The sequence below is a fragment of the Flavobacterium sp. B114r genome, from assembly GCF_056824125.1.
The window spans coordinates 4,088,172-4,110,436 of record NZ_CP124858.1 but is presented as its reverse complement, the minus strand read 5'-3'; the positions used below and the strand labels follow the sequence as shown (position 1 = coordinate 4,110,436).

The following is a 22,265-nucleotide window of genomic DNA, read 5'->3' as shown; positions in this document are numbered from 1 at the left end:
AGGTTCTGGGTGGCTAAGTTGGTAATGGACTAAGTTTTTTTTTAAAAGATAAAAAAGGTTAAAAGAGGCAGAGTTACAAAGTTTTTTTTAGGTTTTCTTCGCTTAAGGTTTTACTGATCCACAAACAGTTTGTGTAATTTCAAACCTGAAACCCGAAACAATATTAACTTAATCGTGCTGCCCGTTAAAATATTCCATCCATTTTCCTTGTACTTTCATGACTTGTTCAATTACGTCACGCGCGGCACCTCTGCCACCTTTTACGTGAGATACATAACGGCAAATGTTCTTGATTTCAGGACTTGCATCTTGCGGACAAGTTGGCAATCCTACTAATTTCATTACATGAAAATCAGGAATATCGTCGCCCATATACAAAACCTGCTCAGGTTTAATGTTATATAAATCAGTGTATTCCTTAAAGGTTTTTACTTTGTCAGGAGTTCCTAAATGAATGTCTGTAATTCCTAAGTTTTTTAATCTAACACGCACACCTTCATTGCTTCCTCCGGAAATAATACATACGTTAAAACCACTTTCAACAGCTGCTTTCATCGCATAACCATCACGAATATTCATGGTACGAAGCATTTCTCCTTCGTTGGTTACAAAAACCGAACTGTCTGTAAGTACGCCATCAACATCAAAAACAAAAGTTGTGATGTCGTTCATTATCTCTTTAAAATGTTTTGCCATTATCTTGTATAGATTGTGTTAGTATTTTATAAATATTTTTTTGATTTTCTTTGGTTAAATACTCCAAATGCGCTTCTATTGTATTAGAATCATGACGTTTTGCAGGTCCTGTTTGAGCATCAACGGGATCGAGTGTATTTATTTTCTCTGCAGTTTCCTTAATTAAAGGTTTCAAAACTTCAAACGGAACCTGATGTTCTTCACAAATTTCCTGTCCTATTTGATATAAATGATTCGTGAAATTATTGACAAAAACCGCCGCAACGTGCAACGCTTTTCTCTGATCTGAATTAATTGCAAAAACAGCATTCGAAATACTTTTTGCAACAGTTTCTAAAACGCGAAAATCAAAAGTGTTTTCAGCCTCTAAACAAAGCGGAACTGTTGAGAAATCAATTTCTTTACTTTTAGAAAATGTCTGAAGTGGATAAAAAACACCTTTCCTGTTTTTTGAATCCAAAACATCAAGCGAAGCCGCACCCGAAGTATGGACGACAATTCGGTTTTGAAAAGGTAATTGTTTCGAAACGTCTGCAATAGCTTTATCAGAAACAGCAATAATGTATAAATCAGCCTCTTTTAGATCTTCAAAATCGTTTACAATTTTATCGAATTCTATCAGGGAAGCCAGTGTTTCCTTCTTTCTCGAAAATACCTGTACAATTTCAACAAGTTCACTTTTAGTGAAAGTTTTTATCAAATGTTGGGCAACATTCCCGGAACCAATTAACGTTATTCGAATCATAGCGCAAAATTAGCATTATTTTTTTTAAAGAGAATAGTCATAGTAAAGTTTAGCCACAGTTTGCGCAGATTAAATGTATTTTGACCCGATATTATTTTGTTAACGATATGCAAACACTGTTACAGAGCCAGATAGTAATTAAGCTTTGATTTCATAACGTGATGAAACAGCGTTCTATTATAAAGAACTTATAAATCTTCATCTAATAACAAAGTCTCTAATAAATATCACTCAATATTGGTTTGTAAAATTAAGCGTACATTTTTGCGAATTTAACTGTAATGCCGATTTGTTTTTTAGTTTTTATTAACAAAGTTCAAATATTGGAACTCAACATTTTTAAGTACTTTTGTGCCACTTTTATACAATGTAATTCCTCAAAAATGGATAAAAAAATATTCTCTTTTTTGTTTTCTACACGATTAATGTCTGTTCTTTTTTTAACATTTGCAATCGCAATGGGTGTTGGTACTTTTATCGAAAGTAAGTACAATACAGATACAGCCCGAATTTTAATTTATAATACCTGGTGGTTTGAAGCGATAATGGTGTTTTTTATGATCAATTTCTTCGGAAACATCAAACGCTACCAATTGCATAAAAAAGAAAAATGGGCAACGCTTATACTGCATCTTGCCTTTATTTTTATTCTTTTAGGAGCATTTATTACGCGTTACATCAGCTACGAAGGCATGATGCCAATTCGTGAAGGTGCTGCCGAAAACCAAGTGTACTCAGACAAAACATTCTTAACTGTTTTTGCAGACGGAGAATATAAAGGCGAAATGAAACGCAGATCTTTTGATAAAGCGTTATTGTTTTCACCTGTAACAAATAACAATTTTACACTTTCAGGTAAATTTGACGAAACTCCTTTTGAAGTGAGTTATGTTAATTATATTATGGGAGCAAAAGAAACGATAAAACCGGACCCAAAAGGGACTTTATACCTTAAACTTGTTGAAGCGGGTGCTGGCGGACGTGAAGAGCATTTCCTGAAAGAAGGAGAAGTTCAGAATATTCATAATGTATTATTTGCTTTGAATAAACCAACTGATGGCGCAATCAACATTAATACCACTGGTGATAAATATACTATTCAGACTCCTTTTGAAGGAGAGTTTATGAGAATGGCTGATAAATTAAAAGGTGCTGTTACCAAAGACAATGTACAGCCACTTATGATGCGTTCTTTATATAGTATTGGAGATATTAGAATTGTTTTCCCGGATCCTGCAGTAAGAGGAGTTGTAGATTATGAATCGAACAATGACTTTAAAGCAAAAACGCATCACGATGCCTTAATTGTAAAAATTAAAGCGGACGGTCAGGAAAAAGAAGTAAGACTTTTAGGTTCTAAAGGTAGTGTAGGGGAGCCACAAACTGTAAAAATTGGTAAAGTAGAGTATAGCTTGTTCTACGGAAGTAAAACATATATCCTGCCTTTTAAAATAAAATTAAATGATTTTATTGCAACAAAATATCCAGGAACAGAGAAAAGCTATTCCGCTTTTGAAAGTAAAGTAACTGTTCAGGATTCAACCGAAACTTTTGATGCTGACATTTATATGAACCACGTTTTAGATTATAAAGGATACAGATTTTTTCAATCTTCATTTGATCCGGACGAAAAAGGAACAGTATTGTCTGTAAATCACGATTTCTGGGGAACTTCTATTACTTATTTAGGATATTTTATGTTATACTTTGGTTTGATGGCGATTATGTTTACCAAACATTCACGTTTTGCTGATCTAAAACGCAAATTAGAGAATGTAAAAAAGAAGAAACTAATTACGATCCTGATTTTAATGCTAAGTTTTAGTGGTTTTGCTCAGGCGCCACACGTTCACACACCAGGTGATGATCATGATCACAATCATAATCATGCGCCTGCAGATCCTAACGATCATGCCAATCATGTAACTGCAGCGCCAAGCCAGAAACAAATAGATTCACTGTTGACGATTTACAAAGCTCCGGTAGAACATGCCGCTAAATTTGGCCGCCTGATTATTCAGGATGCCGGTGGTAGAATGAAACCTATTAACACTTTCTCATCTGAATTGTTGAGAAAAGTAAGCCAGAGCGATACGTATAACGGAATGAATTCTGATCAGGTTTTCTTGTCGATGACGCAATACGCTCAGGTTTGGATCCAGGTTCCGCTTATTTATTTAAATACAAAAGATGATAGTATTCGTAAAATCATTGGCGTAGACAGAAAAGCAAAACTGGTACCATTTGTAAAATTCTTTGATGAAAACGGAAATTACAAATTATCTCCTTATTTAGACGCGGCTTACAAAGCAGGGAATCCAAACAGTTTTGAAAAAGATTTTATCGAAACTGATAAAAAAGTAAATTTAATGGAATCTGCATTAAGCGGAAGTATTCTTAAAATTTTCCCGATTCCAAACGATCCAAACAATAAATGGATTTCTTATTTAGAACTGCAAAATGCAGGATTAAAAGGAATGGATTCTACTTATGTCAAGCAGATTTTACCAATGTATTTTAGTGCTTTGAACAACGGATCTATTTCAAGAGATTTTAAAACTGCTGATCATTTGGTAGAAAGTATTAATGGTTTTCAGAAGAAATTTGGAAGTAAAGTACGTCCAAGCGATAAAAAAATCGATCTTGAGATTGCTTATAATACGTATAACATTTTACCAAAGATGTTCTATTGGTATTCTCTTGCCGGAATTTTTATGTTGATTTTTACCTTGTTTAATGTTTTCTTCGATAAAAAGTTTTTACGCATAACAGTAAACGGTTTTCATGTATTAATCGGGATAATATTTGCATTTCATACAGTCGCATTAATAGCCCGCTGGTACATTTCAGGTCACGCACCTTGGAGTAATGCTTACGAAGCAATTGTGTATGTAGCATGGGCAACGATGTTCTTTGGGTTAGCTTTCGACAGAAAATCAAAACTTACCGTTGCATCAGCAGCATTTGTTACTTCTATGATCTTCATGGCAGCAAACGCAAACTGGATCGATCCTGAAATCGCAAACCTGCAGCCGGTTTTGAACTCTTATTGGTTAATGATTCACGTAGCAGTAATTGTAGCAAGTTACGGACCATTTGCATTGGGAATGATTTTAGGTTTTGTATCGTTGATACTGATCTTCTTTACCAACGAGAAAAACAAAGCCAAAATGGATTTGAATATCAAAGAAATTACGTACATCAACGAGATGGCCTTGACGATTGGTCTGATCATGTTGTCTATTGGTAACTTTCTTGGAGGACAATGGGCCAACGAAAGTTGGGGACGTTACTGGGGATGGGATCCAAAAGAAACATGGGCTTTAATTTCGATTATGGTGTATGCCTTTGTAATTCACGCTCGTTTTGTTCCTTCGTTAAGAGGACAATGGTTCTTTAATTTAATGAGTATGTACGCTTTTGTTTCAATTTTGTTTACCTATTACGGAGTAAACTTTCACTTGGTAGGATTACACTCATATGCAAGTGGAGACGCACATTCATTGAGCTGGACCTGGTATTCATTAGGAACTATTTCGCTTATTGGAATCCTGACCTATCCAAAATACCGCAAGTATTATAAAAAGAAAAAATAAGTAAATAAGGAGTTTTATTAATTCGTAAAAAAGGTTCAACTTAACGGTTGAACCTTTTTTTTAGATTAAAATTTGCCTCTTATAAAATAAGAAAACATTTAGGATTTGTTATTTTTGATCCTATGATTTAAAAGTCATTAAAGTTATGATAAAAGATATCGCAGAAAAATTATTAGGACGCTCACTAACCAATAAAGATGGTTTTGATAGCGACACAATCCATAAAACAGAAATTAAATTAGGGCAAAAAATTCCAGTTGCCTTAAAAGAGTTTTATCTGGCTGTGGGAAAACTGGATATTTTCATGTCTTCATTTCAACGTTTTATTCAACCTGAAGATTTATTTTTTGAAGATGAAAAATTAGTCTTTTTTAGAAGAAAATCAAGGGGTATGTTATTGGGGGATTAGTTTAGAAAGCCCGGACGGGAATCCTTTAGTTTTTCAAATTCAAAATGCAGAAGATGCTAAATGGCACTCTGAGGAAATTTTACTTTCTCATTTCATAGAAATGATCTTATACGGCCAATGTGCAGAAGGAGGATATGAATTTTCAGGAGCGATCTATGATATGGATCAGGATGAATTATTAGAATTTTTGGAAGAAATAAAAACAAAAGACTGGCAAAAAGTCGTGGACCATAATAATTGGATTATCTATGAGAATAACAGAAAATTAATATGGTACTATACTGACAATCAGGGAAATTTATCTGAAGATTATCCTTTGTTTGTTTCTATTCCAACAAAATCAGATTTATTGGAAATGGAAGAAGAATTTGGTTTTTCTGACCTGGATTAAATAATAATAATAATAACCCGTTGGGTGCAATTAAGTTAAAAATACAAACCGTATAAATTAGAACGCGGATAAAACAGATTTGCTTTGCAAAACGCAGATTTTCGCAGATTTTTATATAGAATTTAAAAAAGATCCGTTTAAATCCGTGTCTTCGTGATAACGAATCCGTCAAATCCGCGTCGAAATATATGTTTTTTTAATTACACCCAACGGGTTAATAATAATAAAAGGTTCAGCTGTCAAGTTGAACCTTTGTCGTTTTTATCAATAGAAATTTGAAACTTTCACATTAGGAGCTATTTCCTGCTATTCGTTCCAATCTTTTGCTTTTTAAAGAAAAAAGCAAAAGGATTTCCACTACTATCAGGGCTAGGATATTCGTTTTTATAATACCATATTAAAAGTAAAGAAATAAAACAAAACCTGTAAAATAAAGCCAGTAGCTAATACTGATTAAAAATAAAAATGCCATCTTTTGAACATAGCAAACGGTTTTAACCGTTTGAAGGTATTATATGAATAACACATAATAATAAATTACATTATCATAATCCGCATCCTTTTGAAACCTCGGACTATAGTTCAATGTCATTAAGTTAAGGAATTAGTAAAAAGACAGAGAAGTAATAGCAAAGTTTGTCATCTCGACCAAGGAGAGATCGCACTAGTATTTGCTTTCAGATATTCGCCAATCTTTATAGAGTTACGAGTGTGATTTACTGCGTCTGTTCACTATCGCTCGGCTCTATCGGCCGAATGAAAGATTGTGTTTAAACTTTGCGCCTTTGTGCGATTAATTTTATTTACTAAAAAGCCTAACCTAATGACATTGGGCAATAGTTGAATACGAAAGAACCAAAATCTAAAAAAAAACTTAGCAACTTAAACTCTCAGAGCCTTAGAATCTCTTACAAAAAATATCTCTTCCTAAACCAATAAGCAACATTTACCAAAGCTATCAAAGCAGGAACTTCGACTAAAGGACCAATAACACCTGCGAATGCCTGACCACTATTAATACCAAAAACACCAATAGCAACGGCAATTGCCAATTCAAAATTATTTCCGGTAGCCGTAAAAGCAATTGCAGTACTTTTAGAATAATCAGCACCAAAATACTTTCCGGTAAAAAAGCTAATCACAAACATTAATCCAAAATAGAGCATTAATGGAATTGCAATCCGAATCACGTCCATCGGAATCTCAACAATTAATTCTCCTTTTAAACTAAACATGAGAACAATAGTAAATAATAATGCAATTAAAGTAACAGGAGAAATAAATGGAATGTATTTATTTTGAAACCAATTTTCACCTTTAAGTTTTATTAATCCGTAACGGCTTATAATTCCAAGTGCAAACGGAATCCCTAAATAAATTCCAACACTTTCTGCGATCTGAAAAATGCTAATAGTAACATTGAAACCTGTATATCCAAAATAGGGTGGCAGGACAGTGATAAATATATAAGCGTAAACACTATAAAGTAAAACCTGAAAAATACTGTTTAAAGCAATTAAGCCGGCAGCATATTCCCGGTTTCCATCTGCTAAATCATTCCAGACTACAACCATTGCAATACAACGCGCTAAGCCAATCAAGATTAACCCGATCATATATTCAGGATAATCTTTTAAAAATAAGAGCGCTAAAGCAAACATTAAAATTGGTCCAATAATCCAGTTTAAAAATAAAGAAGCACCCAATACTTTCGTATTTTTAAAAACTTCTCCCATTTTTTCGTACTTCACTTTTGCTAATGGAGGATACATCATCAAAATTAGTCCAATAGCCAACGGAATATTAGTTGTACCGTTGGAAAACGAATTAATGAAATTTCCGCTTGATGGAAAAAAGTAACCAATCGAAACACCAATAGCCATGGCGATAAAAATCCAAAGCGTTAGAAAACGATCAAGAAAACTTAATTTTTTTCTTTCCGCTACAGGATAGCAATGATTAACAGTCATATTATTTTTTTATTTGAGAGAAAACATAAAACATTTCAGTGGCAATTTGCAAACTGCGTTCCTGATATTTTTCGGTTTGTTCAATAGTATTATCAAAATCTTTTGGATCTTCATAAGTAATCGCAATTCTTTTTTCTGCCCCAGTTATAAAAGGACAGCCGCCATCAGCCTGAGAACAGGTCATGATAGCGGCAAATCTATTTTGAGGATTAAAATCATCATCATAAGTTTTGGAAAAAACTATAACCGGAATTTCATTTTCAGAGAACTTTATCATGTAAACAGGATTATTTCCTTCAGAAAGCACCTTAATTTTAAAACCTGATTTTTCTAATGTTTCAGTAACTTTAGGAAATAACGCAGTAGCTTCGGTTCCGCCAGAATAGCAAAAAATATTTCCAATTCCGTAATAATGAGCCGCGGTTTGCGCCCAAACTTGTGCTAAGTGGCTTCTTCTCGAATTATGTGTACAAATTAAATTCAACCTGATTTCTTGTTGATAGTCAAATTTCGACTGAACAAACTCAACAAGTGGCTGCAATGTATCTTTACGATCTTTAGAAATTACTGTAAAATCAAAAGACAAAACTAAAGATTGAATTTTTGGAAATAAAGGGTTCTGATCCTGCATTTTATAATCTTTTAAAATTTAACAACAACTTCCTCCAGGTGTGCAGGAATTAGCATCATCCGTATTTAATTGAGTCAGTTTAAGTTTTGGTTTTTCAGACGGAATTCCGCATTGATCCATAGCCAGACAAGCTGTAGTTTTATTTAATAACAGAAAATCCTTTCCGTTAAAACCCAGATCATATTTGCCAATGGTATTATTCTGATATTCGACTTCTATTTCAAAATCTTCAATTCCCAAAACTTTTTCAGACAGTTCTATAATATGTACTAATTTTTTAGGTTTTAAACGATGTTCGTAATCGTTTGCATCCCAAAGCTGAAAGTTCACTACAGTTTCTTTACGTACAACTCCGCCACAATCGATAAAGTTTTTGGTCACCAAACCTACTTCGGTTACGTGAAAATATTCCGGAACAAAGTTTCCATCCGGTAATTGAAAATTTACTGCTTCAACAGTAGTAAGTATGTTTTTAATTTCTGAAAGTTTCATAATAATTTATTTTAATGGTTAACAACATTCGTTTTTTCTTTTTTCTAAATGAAGGTCTATTTGCGTAAAGAAAACTTTGATTTTTTCAAAGCCAACTTCGTTAATGCAGTAACATATCGCATTTCCTTCAATATTTCCTTTTATGAGTCCTGCATTCTTTAATTCTTTTAAATGCTGAGAAACTGTTGGCTGCGAAAGCGGTAATTCGTTTACGATATCGCCGCAAATACAGGTATTTACCTTAAGCAAATATTCTATAATGGCAATTCTTGCCGGATGCCCCAATGCTTTGGTCAAAATAGCCAACTCGTTTTGTTTCTCTGTAAAGTGATCTGATTTTGTAGCCCCCATCGTTTTATTTTTATATTGCAATATTACGATATAGATTGAAGTAAAAAAAGAAAAAAAATGTTATAATTTTGTTATTTAAGAATATTTTAAAAAAGTCTACCGGTCACTATCAGTATAATAGCCATGATTATTAAAAAACAAATTAAAAAAATGATGTGACTTAATACCGATAAAAAGAATGCTTTGATTTTTGATATTTTATTAAAAAATTGAATATTAGTCCACATTGTCAGGACAATATCAATTGCATAAATAAAACTTGTAGCCTTTTGAATTTCAGGTGTTCCATTATAATAGATCAGCAACGGAAATAATAAGAGATGTGAAAAAAGCTTTTGAGAAGCCTTAAAAGTATTCAGAACAAAAAGTTCGACAAAATTATAGCCTTGCTTTCTAAAACAAATATAAGTTCCTATGGTAAACAAAGGAATTATAGCAATTGTTATCCATGAAAAATGCGTAGACATCCATTCGTTGAATTTATTATAATTAAAATCATTATTTGCTGTATTTGATAATAAATTAATATTAAAGTAGTGATACAGAACACCGTAAAGAGTGGCTAAAATCACTACCAGAGACAAAGGTTTAAAGTGATTCACTCTTTTTCCTTCGATAAATTCCCTTACAGAATTTCCGGGCCTTGTAAATAATTGCTTTAAAGAATAAAGAATCCCTTTGTCAAAATACAATAAGCCATGCTGTATATCATGCCATAAAAAATGCCCATTTATTTTATGCGTTTCTGCAGGCTGACCACAATTATTACAATAATGCCCTTTGTAAGTTTGATGGCAATTTTTACAGATGATCTCCATTCTCAGTTATATTTTATTTGATTGTGCTTTTTGCAAATCCTTGAGGATACATAATCGCAAGTAAAACAATAATGAGTAAAAAATTATATTCCATACCGTTTCTTCCGCCGCCAACAACAAACCATCCTTCTTGAAAATGAACGAGTATAATTCCCATTATCAGTACAAAAATAGTTACAAATCCGGCAAGCTTAATATATTTATTCAAAACTAAAAGTATTGCAGCTATAATATGCGACAATTTAATTAGCCAGGCGATAAGAACACCAAAAGGAGCAAAACCAATCTGATTGAGATATAAATTCCCAAAATCATTAATTCCGTTATTAAATATCCCCAAAACAGAGTGGGAGAGAAGAATAATAGCAACTGCAAGTCGTAAAATCAAAGTTCCGTTCATGATTTAACTGGTTTTGGTTTAGTGGTAGTTATGTGTATTAAAAATAATAAAAAAGCGCATATTAAAATAAATTAATATGCGCTCAGATATTTATGCTAAATTTAGTTTTAAACTTTTCCTAATGTGTACAATTGTGTCATTGTAGGAGTTAAACTTCCTCCTGCAGGTTCAAGAGTAATCCCAAAAGCTTCTGCTGAATCTGTTTGGCTTACTGCAAATATTTTTTGATTATTTCCTTCAAAATTATCCAGTAAACCAATACTTGTTGGCGTAAGAACAGGACTTAATTTTAAAGACCAAACCTGATATACCATTCCTTTTGGAGGTGTTGGTAAACCCGCCGCATCAATATAAGTGGTTTTCGTCTCCTTGTTCCAATATACTTTTGCAAATGAATTAGGAGAAACTGCCTGACCACCAAGTGTTACGCCAGTATTTTTAATGTCTCTAACAATTGTTAAGTTTTTTTCCGTTTCCTTATTTTGCTGGTCTAAGAAAGCATATTCTCTCTCGATTTTATTTTTCTCCGTACCAACAGCACTGATCACTTCTTTTGTTTTTGTAAGCTCTAATGTCTGATATCCAAGGCCTAAAAGCAACAATACAGCCGCAGCCCAACCCACATATTGAGACCAGTTTGATGCTGGTTTCATATCGACAACCTTGCCATGTTTGAGTTCTAAACGAGCTTTTATCTTTTCGAAATTAGCTACCGAATGAAAAGGCGAAAAACTTGACGATAAAGCGACAATCGCTTTTTCTATCGAAATAATTTCCTGATCAACTTCAACATTCTTTTTAGCTACTTCGGCTATTTCCAGATTTTCAGTTTCGGTCAATAAACCGTAAACATATAATTCCAGAATTCCTGATTCTATATATTCTTGTGCTTCCATTATATTTTTAAATAATTACGTAAATCGTTAATACAGTTTCTGTTTTGCGTTTTGATAGTTCCCAATGGCATTGCCAATTCTTCTGAAGCTTCTTGTTGGGTATATCCTTTAAAAAATAATAAATCAATAATCTCAATACATTTTGGTTTCAATTTTTTTACAAATTCCTGAATTCCAATTGTATCAATTCTATTAGTAAGTTTATTACTGTCGTCTAACAGATTTACGAAATTATCTGAAGAAAGGTTTTTTTGACTGTTATTAAAATTTTTAGATCTTAATTTATCGATAGACGTATTTCGGGCAATATTAAGGATCCAGGTATAAAATCGACCTTTACTCTCGTTATAAGAATCAATGTTTTTCCAGATTTTGACAAAAACTTCCTGCAAAACATCTTCTGCCTCTTCACGGTTTTTTATAAGAACATTGATGACCGAAAACAAACTTTTTGAGTACATATCGTACAAATGGGTAAAAGCTCTTTCGTCTTTCTTGTAAATTAAAACTAATAATTCTTCCTGACTCATAGATGTGGATTTTTAAGCTTAAACAAAATTTTCAAGTATATAATGTGTAACCTGAGATAAAGATAATTTATTTTTTCTTGAAAAATAGAATTTTTTTAACAGGCTTAAACCTAGGAAAATAAAGCATTTAAAATAAATATTGCTTTTTTTTCATTTTTTGAAAACCAAAAGTAGTCCAGTTACGTAAATGCTATTATAACATCACATAATAATTTTGAAAAATAGCAGAAGGAAAGAAAACAACCTCAAATTTTAAAATATGGAGGTGTTTATCATGATGAGAGAGCATAAAATTTATTATCAATCAGATAATAAAAAAGTAAAACAAATCTCAATAAATAAAATTTCAGCGTCATGACTAAGATAAATAATTTAAAAATATTGGTTGTTGGTTTAACGACCGTTCTTGCATTAACAAGCTTTACTGGTAATGATTTCAAAAATAATATTGTAAAAAATAAATATTCAAATTTTAATCAGGTAGGTTAAAATAAAAAAATAGTTGGTGTCTCCGGACTTCCAAACTGAAAATGAATAGAATATTAAATGCCCAATTTACACTCATAATAATAAACGCCAATAAAAAAGATTAGATAAGATATATATTAAGGTTATATGATTCTAAAAATAATTTTCAGTATAAACAGAGAGACATCAACTATAATTTTAACTAACAGAATAAAATAAAAAACAACAATTAATTCATGGTTTGATTTGTTTGTATGGGGGGAAGCCTAGCGTCTGATTAACGCTAGGCTTCAATTTTTTATTTAACTTTTGTTTAATAAAAATAAAGCAATCAAAGTATTTAAAGAAAACGGATTTTAACTAATTTTATAAAAAATTAAACGATGAAAAAAATAGCATTAATAGCTTTTGGGGCAGTCTTATTGTTAAGCTCGCAACTTCAGGCTCAAACGAGTAAAAATAAAGTATCTAAAACAGATAAGGTCATGGCAAAAGAAAACATCTACCAATTTAAGGTTCAGGATTTATCAGGAGATACATTCGATTTCGCTTCTTTAAAAGGTAAAAAAGTAATGATTGTAAACACAGCTTCAAAATGCGGTTTAACACCTCAATACAAAGATCTTGAAGCAATTTACAAAGAATACAAGGACAAAGGTTTTGTAATTGTAGGTTTTCCTGCTAATAATTTTGCCTCGCAAGAACCGGGAACAAACAAAGAAATCGAAACATTCTGCCAGCAAAATTACGGTGTAACATTCCCAATGATGGATAAAGTTTCTGTAAAAGGAGATGATATGTGCGAAGTATATAAATTCCTGACGCAAAAATCTAAAAATGGTTTACAGGATTCTGAAGTTGAATGGAACTTTCAGAAATACCTAATCAACGAAAAGGGCGAATTGGTTAAAGTAATTAAACCAAGAACTTTAGTTACAGAACCTGAAGTAATCAATTGGATAAAAAGTTAATTAATAACTATCTCAACCAAAAAATCCACAAATTTGAATTTTCAAGTTTGTGGATTTTTTTTAGTTATGCTAATTTTTTAGCATATTTAAGATGAATCAATATGAAAACCTGTGGAGAGGAAAAAATTTACCGCAAAGAACGCTAAGTTTTTTTACTCTGGGCTTTTATAAAATTGTAAAGTTCACAAAGCTTTGTATTAACTTAGTTTTGCGAACTCCATTGCGCATTTACAATAATGTATTTATATAGATTTTATCATAATCTTGTCATTTCTACGAAGGAGACCTGCGTGATAGCGAACAGACGCAGTAAATCATACTAGCTGATCGATAAAGATTAGCGTTTTTGGAGATAGAGTTTCTTGTATTAAAAATGAGAATAAAACCCGCGTCCATCAGTATTTTCGTATAAGCGAATCCGTATCATCCGCGTGCCATCCTACTATCTCAATATCAATTGCATGAAGACTAAGTCAAGCCAGTGATCAAATTTATAACCAACCTCACGAATAGTTCCTGTTGCAACAAAACCAAATCTTTCGTGAAAAGCGATACTGCCTGCATTATCAGCGTCGATAGCGCCAATCATTACGTGATAACCTTGTTCTTTTGCCAGACGAATCAATTCCGTCAATAGTTTCGACCCAATACCTTTTCCTATGATATTATCAACTACATAAACGGAATGTTCGATTGTGTATTGATAACCAATTTTTTCACGAAATTGACCATAACTCCCAAAACCAACCACTTCTTTATCTAACTCAGCAACGACAACGGGAAGATTTTTAGCTGTTTTATCTTCAAACCATTTTGTTTGTATATCAAGAGTTTGAATGTCATAATTATAATTTGCAGTTGTATGTAAAATTGAATGATTTACAATTTCTAAGATTTTTTCTAAGTCGTTAGTTGTTGCCGGTCTAAGTATTACGTTCATGGTTTTTTTGATAGTTTTTTGCTGCGAATACACAAATTAGTTAGCAAAATTAATTCGTGTATTCATGGCTATTTTAATTGTTGTTTTTTTTAAATTTTACTTGGCACAGTACGCTTTGGGATAATTATTGAAATTCAATCCTATTTCTTATTGAGTTCTGCTAATAAATCATCTGCATCTTTAGTGCCCCAGCCCATTTCGGCACCAATAACCTTAGCATCTTTGGCATACTTTAAAGCTGATTTTTTATCTTTTATCTTATTGTAAAGTCTTGCCAAAAGTAAATTCCCATCATAAGAATCGTTTAACTCTATAGAGTGTTTTACCCACGAAATTGCCTTTTTCAATGCTTCAGCATCTGAAATATGTTTCAAATACGTTTGTCCGATATCCTTAAGGAAACTGGCATCATTCCAAACTAACTTTTCTGTATTTTCCAGCGTCACTTTTTTATAAAAATCCCATTTTTCAGTTCTTTCTGCTAAAGTTAAATCAAACTTAAAAACGAGAGAATCTGTTTTTTGCAAGCGAATAGATTTTACTATTTCTCTTTGTTTATAATAGTTTATCGTATCTAAATTATCAACATAAGGACGAAGCGACTCATTAACGATACTTTCGATTTTGCGATCAATACGATTTTGAGAAGCTACCGCCGCAAAATCCTTTTGGTGATTCAAAACATATTGAAATTCTCTTGATTTAATATCCGTGACTCCGTTTGCAATCACGCGCCAGTTCAATTCGCTAACCAACTGAGCATCTGATTGCGTATTTAGGTAAATATGAGTTGGAATAGACAAATCAGTACGGTCTTTTCCTTTTTTTAATGTATTTAAATAGGCGAAAAATTTGTTTGAATTACCTGGATCTGCAAGAAATTCTTTTTCTAAATAAGGCAATTGCATTCTTGAATTCAAAGCATAATTAGCTTCGGTCAGAAAATCTGCTTTTTTAGATTCTCCTTTTAAAGCATATAAAAGCGTTTCAGTTTTTGGATCTATAAATAAAAATGTAGGCAATGATTTAGTATTGTACTTATCTTTAAGCGCAATTCCTTCTTCTTTTTCTACATTTTTCCAAACGCAAACGTAATTTTTATTTAAAAAATCCATTACTGCAGGATCACTAAATACTTCTTTTTTCATTTGGTTACAATGTGGGCACCAATCAGCATAAAGCATTACAAAAAGAGGTTTTCCCTGAATTTTTGCATTTTCTATCGCTGTTTTATACGGTACATCAACTGGAACAAACTGATTTTGAGAGTTTGCGATTTGCAAAGAAAGACAAAGAAAAAATAGGTAGAAGAAACGCATATCGAGTTTATTTTATTAAAAAATCTGTTTTACAAATATATCCCCTTTTTCTAAAAACAGCCTTAATATCTTCCTATTTATAAGTTAAATCCACCGCGAAGTTTGTAACTTTGTAATATCAAAAAGAAATCTTTGACTTTTAGATTTCTTTACAATAGTAATACGACATAATAATGATTTACCCCAAAATAGCGCTTGCTCAAAGCATTATCGAAATTTGTTCAGCAAAAGGAATCACCAATATTATAATTTCTCCGGGATCAAGAAACGCACCTTTAACGATAGGATTTGCTCAAAATCCTGATTTTAAATGTTACAGCATCGCTGACGAGCGCTGTGCAGCTTTTTTTGCACTGGGAATTGCACAACAAACCAAATTGCCAACTGCAATTGTTTGTACGTCAGGATCTGCATTGTTGAACTATTATCCTGCTGTAGCCGAAGCATTTTACAGTCAGATACCATTAATCGTGATTTCTGCAGATCGTCCTCAAAGCAAGATTGATATTGGCGACGGGCAAACGATTCGTCAGGAGAATGTTTTTCAGAACCATTCTGTTTTCAATGCTAATTTGACCGAAGATGCTTCTGTTGAAAATGATTTAAAAATCAATAAAGCAATCGAAACCGCTATTCTTCAAAAAGGTCCGGTTCATATTAATGCTCCATTCGAAGAACCATTATACGAAATGGTTGATACACTTTCTGTACAATCAAAAATCACACATTCTGAGGAAATTATAGGTACAAAAATTATCGAAAATTTAAAAGATTTTACTTCACTTTGGAATTCTGCAAAAAGAAAGCTTGTTCTTGTTGGCGTTGATGAAGCAAATAGTATTGATCAGGAAACAATAGATAACTTAGCCCATGATCCGTCAATTGTTGTATTGACAGAAACAACATCAAATTTGCATCATCCAGGTTTTATTAATAGTATAGATACTTTAATTACTCCATTTGATGATGCTGATTTTAAGGCTTTTCAGCCGGAAATTTTAATTACTTTTGGCGGAATGATCGTTTCTAAACGAATCAAGGCATTTTTACGAAAATACAAACCAAAAGAACATTGGCATATTGATACTTTGCGTGCATATGACACTTTTAGTGCTTTAACGCAGCATTTTGTGATGCAGCCCAATGATTTTTTCAAAGAATTGCTTGCTAAAACCGCTTTTACAGAAAGTACTTATTTTGCCGAAACAGATAAAATTTATGAGTTAAGAAAAATTCGAAGAAACGAATATCTTAGTAAAATTCAGTTTTCAGACTTCAAAGTTTTCGAAAAAGTAATTGAGAGTTTGCCAACACAAAGTCAATTGCAAATTAGCAATAGTTCTGCAATTCGTTACGCTCAATTAATAGATATCGATCCGTCTATAGAAGTTTTTTGCAACAGAGGAACAAGTGGTATTGACGGAAGTACATCGACCGCAATTGGCTCAGCCGTTGGAAGTGGAAAACAAACTGTATTTATTACCGGAGATATTGGTTTTCTCTACGACAGCAATGCCTTGTGGAATTCTTATATTCCTGAAAATTTCAAAATTATTTTAATTAATAATGGAGGAGGAGGCATTTTTAGAATTCTTCCGGGACATGAAGAGAAGCCCGTTTTTAATACTTTTTTCGAAACTTCTCATAACTTAACAGCTGAACATTTGGCTAAGATGTATCAGATGAATTATTTTTCGGCAACTAATGAAGATTCTCTAACCAGGAATATCGAAGCGTTATACGAAGCGAATGATAAACCGTGTATCTTAGAAATTTTTACACCAACTTTTGAAAATGATGTTGTTCTAAAACAATATTTTAAAGAGCTAACGTAAGATTTTATATTACAATACAGAAAATATCAGAGTATATTTCTATAATAAAGAGGTTGTCTGAAAAGACGACCTCTTTCTTTTATTATACTAGTAAATTTACAGAGTGTTTCTTGAAAAATGTAAATTTGGGCTAAAATGGTCTTCTATAAACTTTTCTAAAGCTTCTACGAGATCAAAAATGAGGTTAAAATTGCCCAAACGGATTTTAGCGATCCATTTAGAAAAGTTGTGAGCAATAGCAATCAGGCCAAATTCAGTATTTACTTTGGCTGTTTTGGTAAGTGTAAATCTTTTAAATCCTTTGTTTTGCTTGATGTTACCAAAAACCGGCTCTGGTTCAATACATCTTTTACTATAAATTTCCCTGCCCAATTCACTTTCTAAATTCTCTCTTGCCTTGAATTTCAGTCTTTGAAGATTGTGATTAATTTCTATCCGTCTGTTCCCCTTAGCTTTAAAGCATTGCCCCCGCAGAGGACATCCTGCGCAATTTAAAGCCTCATATACCGAATGATACTGTTCAAAACCAGTTGTAGTTTTTGATTTCTTAGTAAAGATACGAGGCATTTGCTGCCCCATTGGACAAACCAAAAAGTCTTGCTCATTATTATGAAACAGGTTTTGTGCGTGGAATAAATTGTTTTTATGCTTACGGGTCTCTTCGATACGGTACATGTTGTAGGGAACAAAAAAATCAATTTCTTTGTCTTCAAGGAGTTGATAATTTTCCTCACTTCCATAGCCCGCATCGGCTATAACTTTTGCAGATTGTTTGCCGTAGTTGCTTTTGAATCCTTCTAAGTGAGTCTTTAATGTGGTAAAATCAGTAGAAGTCTGGTGGGTGGAGTAATGTGTAATAATTTGATTTTCTGTAGAAATCTGAATATTATAACCCGCTTTTAATTGTCCGTTGCCCATATGATCTTCTTTCATGCGCATAAAAGTAGCATCGGTATCGGTTTTCGAATAACTGTTTCTATCCCCCAGAATTTCGAGATGTTTCTCATATTCTTTAAGTTTTACAAGCTGTTCTTTCTCGAGTTTTTGAAGTGATTTGTTCTGCTGTTTACTCAGCTTCTGCTTTTTTTCACTTTGGTTGATCTCGTGTATTTTTTCTTCTAATTTCTTACTGTCTACCTTGGTATCAGTTTGGTTATCAGTATGCATAATGTCTGACTCGATAGCCTGACCAATATCTGCCAGAACAGCATCGATTTTTCCCTGAAGCCTGTCTTTATGTTTTTCAACTGCTTTCTTCCACACAAAGCTGTATTTATGTGCGTTGGCTTCTATTTTAGTACCATCAATAAATTGTCTCTCCAGGCTAATGAGCTCTAAATCTACCATCATCAGAACGACCTGGCTGAAAAGTTTTTCGATATTCCCTTTTAATTTTTTTCCTCTAAAGTCATTGATAGTTCTAAAATCCGGCTGAAGTCCTCCCGAGAGCCACATAAAATATATATTCTCCTTCACGGCTCTAGCCAGCTTTCGGCTGGAATAGGTATTATTGAGATATCCGTAAAACAATATTTTCAATAACATCTTAGGATGGTAGCTGGATCTTCCACCGCCTTTAAACTGTGATATAATCTCGGAAATTTCCAACTGTTCAACAACACTGTCTATTAATCGGGCAGAATGATTCTCTGGGATCAGATCATTTAAATTCAATGGAAAAAGATCTTGCTGGTGAACCGAATGAGGCTTAAAAACTGGCTGCATAATCATTGATTTTAGTACTTAAATATAAGAAAAATCAATGTGTAAAACAAAAAAAAACTGCCCGAAATTACTTTTCGGACAGCCTCATATTTTATACTTAACGAATTGGAATAGGGAATACAGGTAAACTTGCGTGTCCTAAAGCATCAACCGCTTGAACAGCAAAAAAGTAATTATCTTTAGAATAGGGTATTTCTGCCTTTGTATCTTTTACAAAAAAAGTTTTTTCCCAATGAGACGATGCCGTTTCTCTCATCAAAATTTGATAGCCAAATTGTGCTTTTTCATCAGGAGCATTCCAGGACAGAGTCGAAGAATTAGAAAGGTTTTTAACTTCTATACCTACATTAATCGGTGCTTTTGGTGACGATGCTAAGTTGGCTAAAGTGGCTAAATTAGAACAGGTGTTTTTTCTTAGATAATCAAAATCCATAAATTCAACGAGATCACCATATTTAATGCCGTTTTCTGTTCTTAGATCCTGATGCTGATGATCGAAATTTTCATTCATTTCACAAAAACGAACCGCTGTGAAACCATTCTGGCTGAATGGTGTATGATCGCCACCACGCAAAAAACGGTCATTTCTATATACTAATTTCACAGTCAATTGATCTACATATTGTTCTGTAGCAGTTTTGATATAACGCGCCAATAATCTCGACGGACTATCATTATCACGATTTGTTGCTTTACGCATTTTAGCCTCCTCTTCAGTCTCTATGAACGGAATTGTCTCACTAAAAACTCTTATTTGCGTGTTATCTCTCAAATTTGTTCCGCTTGACAGACTATTTCCAATCATATCATTGTTTAGCATTGCAATGACATTCCAATTTGCTGCTTTGGCTGTTTCTGCAAGATGACGAGCACCAATAAGACCTTGTTCTTCACCGACTACAGCAACAAAGATAATCGTAGCAGAAAATGCTCTTTTACTCATTACTTTAGCCAGTTCCATTACAGCAGCAACTCCTGACGCATCATCATTTGCACCCGGAGCATCTGATTTTATATTCATAACGTCTGAAACCCTGGAATCAAGATGTCCGCTTATAATAAGGACACGATTGTCATTTGGATCAGTTCCTTTTAAGGTTGCCATTACATTACCAAGCTCACTGTCTTTATTGATACGTTTTCCATCTGCTTTTACAGTAAAATAATCAATTGTAGCAGTTAATCTTCCGTTAGACTCTAAAGCATATTTGTCAAACTCAGATTTCACCCATTGCTGTGCGGCGCCAATTCCTTTAGTTTTACTTTTAGTATCACTTAGTGTATGCCTTGTTCCAAAAGAGACTAGCTTACGAACAGTCGCTTCCAGATTTTCGGCTTTAATTTCGGTTATCATTTTTTTTATCTCCGGATCTTCGGCAACTTGAGAAAGGGCAATCTGAGTAAAAAACAGAAAAGCAAAAACAGAATAAAAAAGAGGTTTTTTCATTGATTTGGAATTAATTTTAGATGCTCAAATTTAATTAAAAAAAGAGAAATCCGAAAAAAGATCTTTCTTCATTATTTATGCAAAACATTTTTCGTCGTACCATTTTCAAACTTCGTACATTTGCACTTTAAAAACTCAGCTACTTTTTAGCTTAGAATCTCAAGAATATGATTGAAATAGGAAAATACAATACCCTTACTATATTACGTGATACCAAAGTTGGTTTATTTTTAGGAAATCCTGAAGAAGATCCGGAAGGGATTAACGATATTTTATTACCCAATAAATACGTTCCCAATGAATTTGAAATAGGCGAGGAATTAATTGTCTTTGTTTATTTGGACCACGAACAACGCCCGGTCGCAACAACACTTGAACCTTATATTTTATTGAATGAATTTGCTCTTTTAAGAGTGAATTACACCAATCAGGTTGGTGCTTTTATGGACTGGGGAATGGAAAAAGATATTCTCGTTCCGTTCAAGGAACAAGCCCGCCCTATGGAAAAAGGAAAACGTTACCTCGTTTACCTTTACATGGACGAAAAAACCAATCGTTTGGTAGCTTCAAGTAAATTGAATCAATTTTTAAGCAATGAAAACCTGACGGTTGAAAAAGGAGAAGAAGTTGATTTGATCGTTTCGCATATTACCGAATTAGGTATCAATGTGATTATCAATGAGCAGCACAAAGGATTGTTGTACAAAGACGAAGTTTACGATGACGCGATCAGAACCGGAGACAGAATGATAGGATTTATAAAAAATATTCGTCCTGACAATAAAATAGATGTGGCTTTGCAAGTACAAGGTTATCAGAGTATTGAACCAAACGCAGAGAAGATACTAGATGAATTAAGAGCCAATCGCGGTTTTTTACGTCTAAATGACGCTTCGCACCCGGAAGATATAAAAACAGTTCTGAAAATGAGTAAAAAGACTTTCAAAAAAGCGATTGGAGCTTTATATAAAGACAAACTCATTGAAATTAAAGACGATGGGATTTATCTTGTAAAAGAAAACAATTAAAAAGATTAAAATTCCAAAATAAAAAAATTCCAAATTCCAATACGAGACGTACATATGGAATTTGGAATTTTTTTATTTTGGAATTTATTTGCATCACATTTAAAACATAGCCCGAGGTTTCAACCTTGGGAACGGGTTATGATAAAATATTGTCCAAACGCTTTAAACCGTTCGCTATGCTTGTATTTACTGAGAAAAAGATTAAACAAGATTTGCTTGAACAGTTTAACTAGTAGTTGAGATCAAATTCCAATATTAACGGTTATATTGAATTTGGAATTTTTTATATTGGAATTTATTTGCATCACATTTAGAACATAGCCTGAGGTTTCAACCTTGGGGACGGGTTGTGCTAAAATATTGTGTCCAAACGGTTGAAACCGTTCGCTATGTTTGTATTTACTGAGAAAAAGATTAAGCGAGGTTTGCTTGATCAGAGTAACTAGTATTTAAGATCAAATTCCAATATTAACGATTATATTGGAATTTGGAAATTTTTTATTTTGGAATTTATTTGCATCACATTTAAAACATAGCCCGAGGTTTCAACCTTGGGAACGGGTTATGCTAAAATATTGTGTCCAAACGGTTGAAACCGTTCGCTATG

21 protein-coding genes are annotated in these 22,265 nt (G+C 33.1%); 7 read left to right on the top strand and 14 right to left on the bottom strand.

The window, feature by feature from the left end; all coding sequences use genetic code 11:
* Window positions 1-168: 168 nt before the first annotated feature.
* Both QLQ94_RS17450 and QLQ94_RS17445 read right to left on the bottom strand, forming a co-directional pair.
* Complete coding sequence (locus QLQ94_RS17450; RefSeq protein WP_271334734.1) at window positions 169-696, bottom strand: KdsC family phosphatase; 528 nt, start codon at window positions 694-696, stop codon at window positions 169-171.
* On the bottom strand, window positions 680-1,441 hold the full coding sequence (locus QLQ94_RS17445) for a Rossmann-like and DUF2520 domain-containing protein (protein WP_271334735.1): 762 nt from the start codon (window positions 1,439-1,441) through the stop codon (window positions 680-682). Before QLQ94_RS17445 ends, QLQ94_RS17450 begins: the two co-directional genes overlap by 17 nt.
* Before the next feature lie 383 nt (window positions 1,442-1,824).
* Between QLQ94_RS17445 and QLQ94_RS17440 the strand changes: the two genes are divergently transcribed.
* The 3 genes from QLQ94_RS17440 (at window position 1,825) to QLQ94_RS17430 (ending at window position 5,837) form a co-directional block, all read left to right on the top strand.
* On the top strand, window positions 1,825-5,037 hold the full coding sequence (locus QLQ94_RS17440) for a cytochrome c biogenesis protein CcsA (RefSeq protein ID WP_271334736.1): 3,213 nt from the start codon (window positions 1,825-1,827) through the stop codon (window positions 5,035-5,037).
* Between the two features lie 145 nt (window positions 5,038-5,182).
* A complete protein-coding gene (locus QLQ94_RS17435; RefSeq protein WP_482497966.1) occupies window positions 5,183-5,446 on the top strand; it encodes a hypothetical protein in 264 nt (87 codons plus the stop codon).
* A gap of 100 nt (window positions 5,447-5,546) precedes the next feature.
* On the top strand, window positions 5,547-5,837 hold the full coding sequence (locus tag QLQ94_RS17430; protein WP_482497965.1) for a hypothetical protein: 291 nt from the start codon (window positions 5,547-5,549) through the stop codon (window positions 5,835-5,837).
* 908 nt (window positions 5,838-6,745) lie between these two features.
* Here QLQ94_RS17430 and arsB read toward each other — a convergent pair.
* From arsB to QLQ94_RS17390, 8 genes are all read right to left on the bottom strand, one after another.
* Entirely contained in the window at window positions 6,746-7,807 is a 1,062-nt protein-coding gene (gene arsB / locus QLQ94_RS17425; RefSeq protein WP_271334738.1) for an ACR3 family arsenite efflux transporter, read from the bottom strand.
* A gap of 1 nt (window position 7,808) precedes the next feature.
* Window positions 7,809-8,438, bottom strand: a complete 630-nt coding sequence (locus QLQ94_RS17420; RefSeq protein ID WP_271334739.1) for a low molecular weight phosphatase family protein — start codon at window positions 8,436-8,438, stop codon at window positions 7,809-7,811.
* A gap of 18 nt (window positions 8,439-8,456) precedes the next feature.
* Window positions 8,457-8,930 (bottom strand): DUF6428 family protein, encoded by a 474-nt coding sequence (locus QLQ94_RS17415; protein WP_271334740.1) that lies wholly within the window; start codon window positions 8,928-8,930, stop codon window positions 8,457-8,459.
* Between the two features lie 18 nt (window positions 8,931-8,948).
* Complete coding sequence (locus tag QLQ94_RS17410; protein WP_271334741.1) at window positions 8,949-9,281, bottom strand: ArsR/SmtB family transcription factor; 333 nt, start codon at window positions 9,279-9,281, stop codon at window positions 8,949-8,951.
* A gap of 86 nt (window positions 9,282-9,367) precedes the next feature.
* Window positions 9,368-10,099 carry a DUF3667 domain-containing protein gene (locus tag QLQ94_RS17405; RefSeq protein WP_482497962.1) on the bottom strand — a complete coding sequence of 244 codons (732 nt, stop codon included), beginning with the start codon at window positions 10,097-10,099 and terminating at the stop codon, window positions 9,368-9,370.
* 13 nt (window positions 10,100-10,112) lie between these two features.
* Complete coding sequence (locus QLQ94_RS17400) at window positions 10,113-10,499, bottom strand: DoxX family protein (RefSeq protein ID WP_482497960.1); 387 nt, start codon at window positions 10,497-10,499, stop codon at window positions 10,113-10,115.
* 107 nt (window positions 10,500-10,606) lie between these two features.
* A complete protein-coding gene (locus QLQ94_RS17395; RefSeq protein WP_271334744.1) occupies window positions 10,607-11,395 on the bottom strand; it encodes an anti-sigma factor in 789 nt (262 codons plus the stop codon).
* Window positions 11,395-11,925, bottom strand: a complete 531-nt coding sequence (locus tag QLQ94_RS17390) for an RNA polymerase sigma factor (RefSeq protein ID WP_068840691.1) — start codon at window positions 11,923-11,925, stop codon at window positions 11,395-11,397. The genes QLQ94_RS17395 and QLQ94_RS17390 overlap by 1 nt, the downstream gene beginning before the upstream one ends.
* A gap of 354 nt (window positions 11,926-12,279) precedes the next feature.
* Here QLQ94_RS17390 and QLQ94_RS17385 point away from each other — a divergent pair, with 354 nt between their 5' ends.
* Window positions 12,280-12,414, top strand: a complete 135-nt coding sequence (locus QLQ94_RS17385; protein WP_271334745.1) for a hypothetical protein — start codon at window positions 12,280-12,282, stop codon at window positions 12,412-12,414.
* A 362-nt stretch (window positions 12,415-12,776) separates the two neighbouring features.
* Complete coding sequence (locus tag QLQ94_RS17380; protein WP_271334746.1) at window positions 12,777-13,364, top strand: glutathione peroxidase; 588 nt, start codon at window positions 12,777-12,779, stop codon at window positions 13,362-13,364.
* Between the two features lie 442 nt (window positions 13,365-13,806).
* Here QLQ94_RS17380 and QLQ94_RS17375 read toward each other — a convergent pair whose 3' ends face one another.
* Window positions 13,807-14,304, bottom strand: coding sequence for a GNAT family N-acetyltransferase (locus tag QLQ94_RS17375; protein WP_271334747.1), 498 nt, complete (start codon window positions 14,302-14,304; stop codon window positions 13,807-13,809).
* Between the two features lie 140 nt (window positions 14,305-14,444).
* Window positions 14,445-15,623: a thioredoxin family protein gene (locus tag QLQ94_RS17370; protein WP_482497956.1), complete on the bottom strand. Its 1,179-nt coding sequence runs from the start codon at window positions 15,621-15,623 to the stop codon at window positions 14,445-14,447.
* A 173-nt stretch (window positions 15,624-15,796) separates the two neighbouring features.
* Between QLQ94_RS17370 and menD the strand changes: the two genes are divergently transcribed.
* Window positions 15,797-17,458 carry a 2-succinyl-5-enolpyruvyl-6-hydroxy-3-cyclohexene-1-carboxylic-acid synthase gene (menD, locus tag QLQ94_RS17365; protein WP_482497954.1) on the top strand — a complete coding sequence of 554 codons (1,662 nt, stop codon included), beginning with the start codon at window positions 15,797-15,799 and terminating at the stop codon, window positions 17,456-17,458.
* 96 nt (window positions 17,459-17,554) lie between these two features.
* Here the strand turns inward: menD and QLQ94_RS17360 are convergent, their stop codons facing one another.
* Together QLQ94_RS17360 and QLQ94_RS17355 are read right to left on the bottom strand one after the other, a co-directional pair.
* A complete protein-coding gene (locus tag QLQ94_RS17360; protein WP_072959494.1) occupies window positions 17,555-19,189 on the bottom strand; it encodes an IS1182 family transposase in 1,635 nt (544 codons plus the stop codon).
* A 91-nt stretch (window positions 19,190-19,280) separates the two neighbouring features.
* Window positions 19,281-20,630, bottom strand: a complete 1,350-nt coding sequence (locus QLQ94_RS17355) for a M28 family metallopeptidase (protein ID WP_271334750.1) — start codon at window positions 20,628-20,630, stop codon at window positions 19,281-19,283.
* Window positions 20,631-20,797: 167 nt separating this feature from the next.
* Here QLQ94_RS17355 and QLQ94_RS17350 point away from each other — a divergent pair, with 167 nt between their 5' ends.
* A complete protein-coding gene (locus tag QLQ94_RS17350; protein ID WP_482497952.1) occupies window positions 20,798-21,658 on the top strand; it encodes a CvfB family protein in 861 nt (286 codons plus the stop codon).
* Window positions 21,659-22,265 lie beyond the last annotated feature (607 nt).

What these genes read in the sequence shown, in the direction of transcription:
- QLQ94_RS17445 (WP_271334735.1), bottom strand. Translation starts at nt 1,441, where the DNA reads ATGATTCGAATAACGTTAATTGGTTCCGGGAATGTTGCCCAACATTTG.
- QLQ94_RS17355 (WP_271334750.1), bottom strand. Translation starts at nt 20,630, where the DNA reads ATGAAAAAACCTCTTTTTTATTCTGTTTTTGCTTTTCTGTTTTTTACT.
- QLQ94_RS17350 (WP_482497952.1), top strand. Translation starts at nt 20,798, where the DNA reads ATGATTGAAATAGGAAAATACAATACCCTTACTATATTACGTGATACC.
- QLQ94_RS17390 (WP_068840691.1), bottom strand. Translation starts at nt 11,925, where the DNA reads ATGAGTCAGGAAGAATTATTAGTTTTAATTTACAAGAAAGACGAAAGA.
- QLQ94_RS17380 (WP_271334746.1), top strand. Translation starts at nt 12,777, where the DNA reads ATGAAAAAAATAGCATTAATAGCTTTTGGGGCAGTCTTATTGTTAAGC.
- QLQ94_RS17370 (WP_482497956.1), bottom strand. Translation starts at nt 15,623, where the DNA reads ATGCGTTTCTTCTACCTATTTTTTCTTTGTCTTTCTTTGCAAATCGCA.
- QLQ94_RS17410 (WP_271334741.1), bottom strand. Translation starts at nt 9,281, where the DNA reads ATGGGGGCTACAAAATCAGATCACTTTACAGAGAAACAAAACGAGTTG.
- QLQ94_RS17440 (WP_271334736.1), top strand. Translation starts at nt 1,825, where the DNA reads ATGGATAAAAAAATATTCTCTTTTTTGTTTTCTACACGATTAATGTCT.
- QLQ94_RS17430 (WP_482497965.1), top strand. Translation starts at nt 5,547, where the DNA reads ATGATCTTATACGGCCAATGTGCAGAAGGAGGATATGAATTTTCAGGA.
- QLQ94_RS17405 (WP_482497962.1), bottom strand. Translation starts at nt 10,099, where the DNA reads ATGGAGATCATCTGTAAAAATTGCCATCAAACTTACAAAGGGCATTAT.
- QLQ94_RS17435 (WP_482497966.1), top strand. Translation starts at nt 5,183, where the DNA reads ATGATAAAAGATATCGCAGAAAAATTATTAGGACGCTCACTAACCAAT.
- QLQ94_RS17395 (WP_271334744.1), bottom strand. Translation starts at nt 11,395, where the DNA reads ATGGAAGCACAAGAATATATAGAATCAGGAATTCTGGAATTATATGTT.
- QLQ94_RS17415 (WP_271334740.1), bottom strand. Translation starts at nt 8,930, where the DNA reads ATGAAACTTTCAGAAATTAAAAACATACTTACTACTGTTGAAGCAGTA.
- QLQ94_RS17360 (WP_072959494.1), bottom strand. Translation starts at nt 19,189, where the DNA reads ATGATTATGCAGCCAGTTTTTAAGCCTCATTCGGTTCACCAGCAAGAT.
- QLQ94_RS17400 (WP_482497960.1), bottom strand. Translation starts at nt 10,499, where the DNA reads ATGAACGGAACTTTGATTTTACGACTTGCAGTTGCTATTATTCTTCTC.
- QLQ94_RS17420 (WP_271334739.1), bottom strand. Translation starts at nt 8,438, where the DNA reads ATGCAGGATCAGAACCCTTTATTTCCAAAAATTCAATCTTTAGTTTTG.
- QLQ94_RS17450 (WP_271334734.1), bottom strand. Translation starts at nt 696, where the DNA reads ATGGCAAAACATTTTAAAGAGATAATGAACGACATCACAACTTTTGTT.
- arsB (WP_271334738.1), bottom strand. Translation starts at nt 7,807, where the DNA reads ATGACTGTTAATCATTGCTATCCTGTAGCGGAAAGAAAAAAATTAAGT.
- QLQ94_RS17385 (WP_271334745.1), top strand. Translation starts at nt 12,280, where the DNA reads ATGACTAAGATAAATAATTTAAAAATATTGGTTGTTGGTTTAACGACC.
- QLQ94_RS17375 (WP_271334747.1), bottom strand. Translation starts at nt 14,304, where the DNA reads ATGAACGTAATACTTAGACCGGCAACAACTAACGACTTAGAAAAAATC.
- menD (WP_482497954.1), top strand. Translation starts at nt 15,797, where the DNA reads ATGATTTACCCCAAAATAGCGCTTGCTCAAAGCATTATCGAAATTTGT.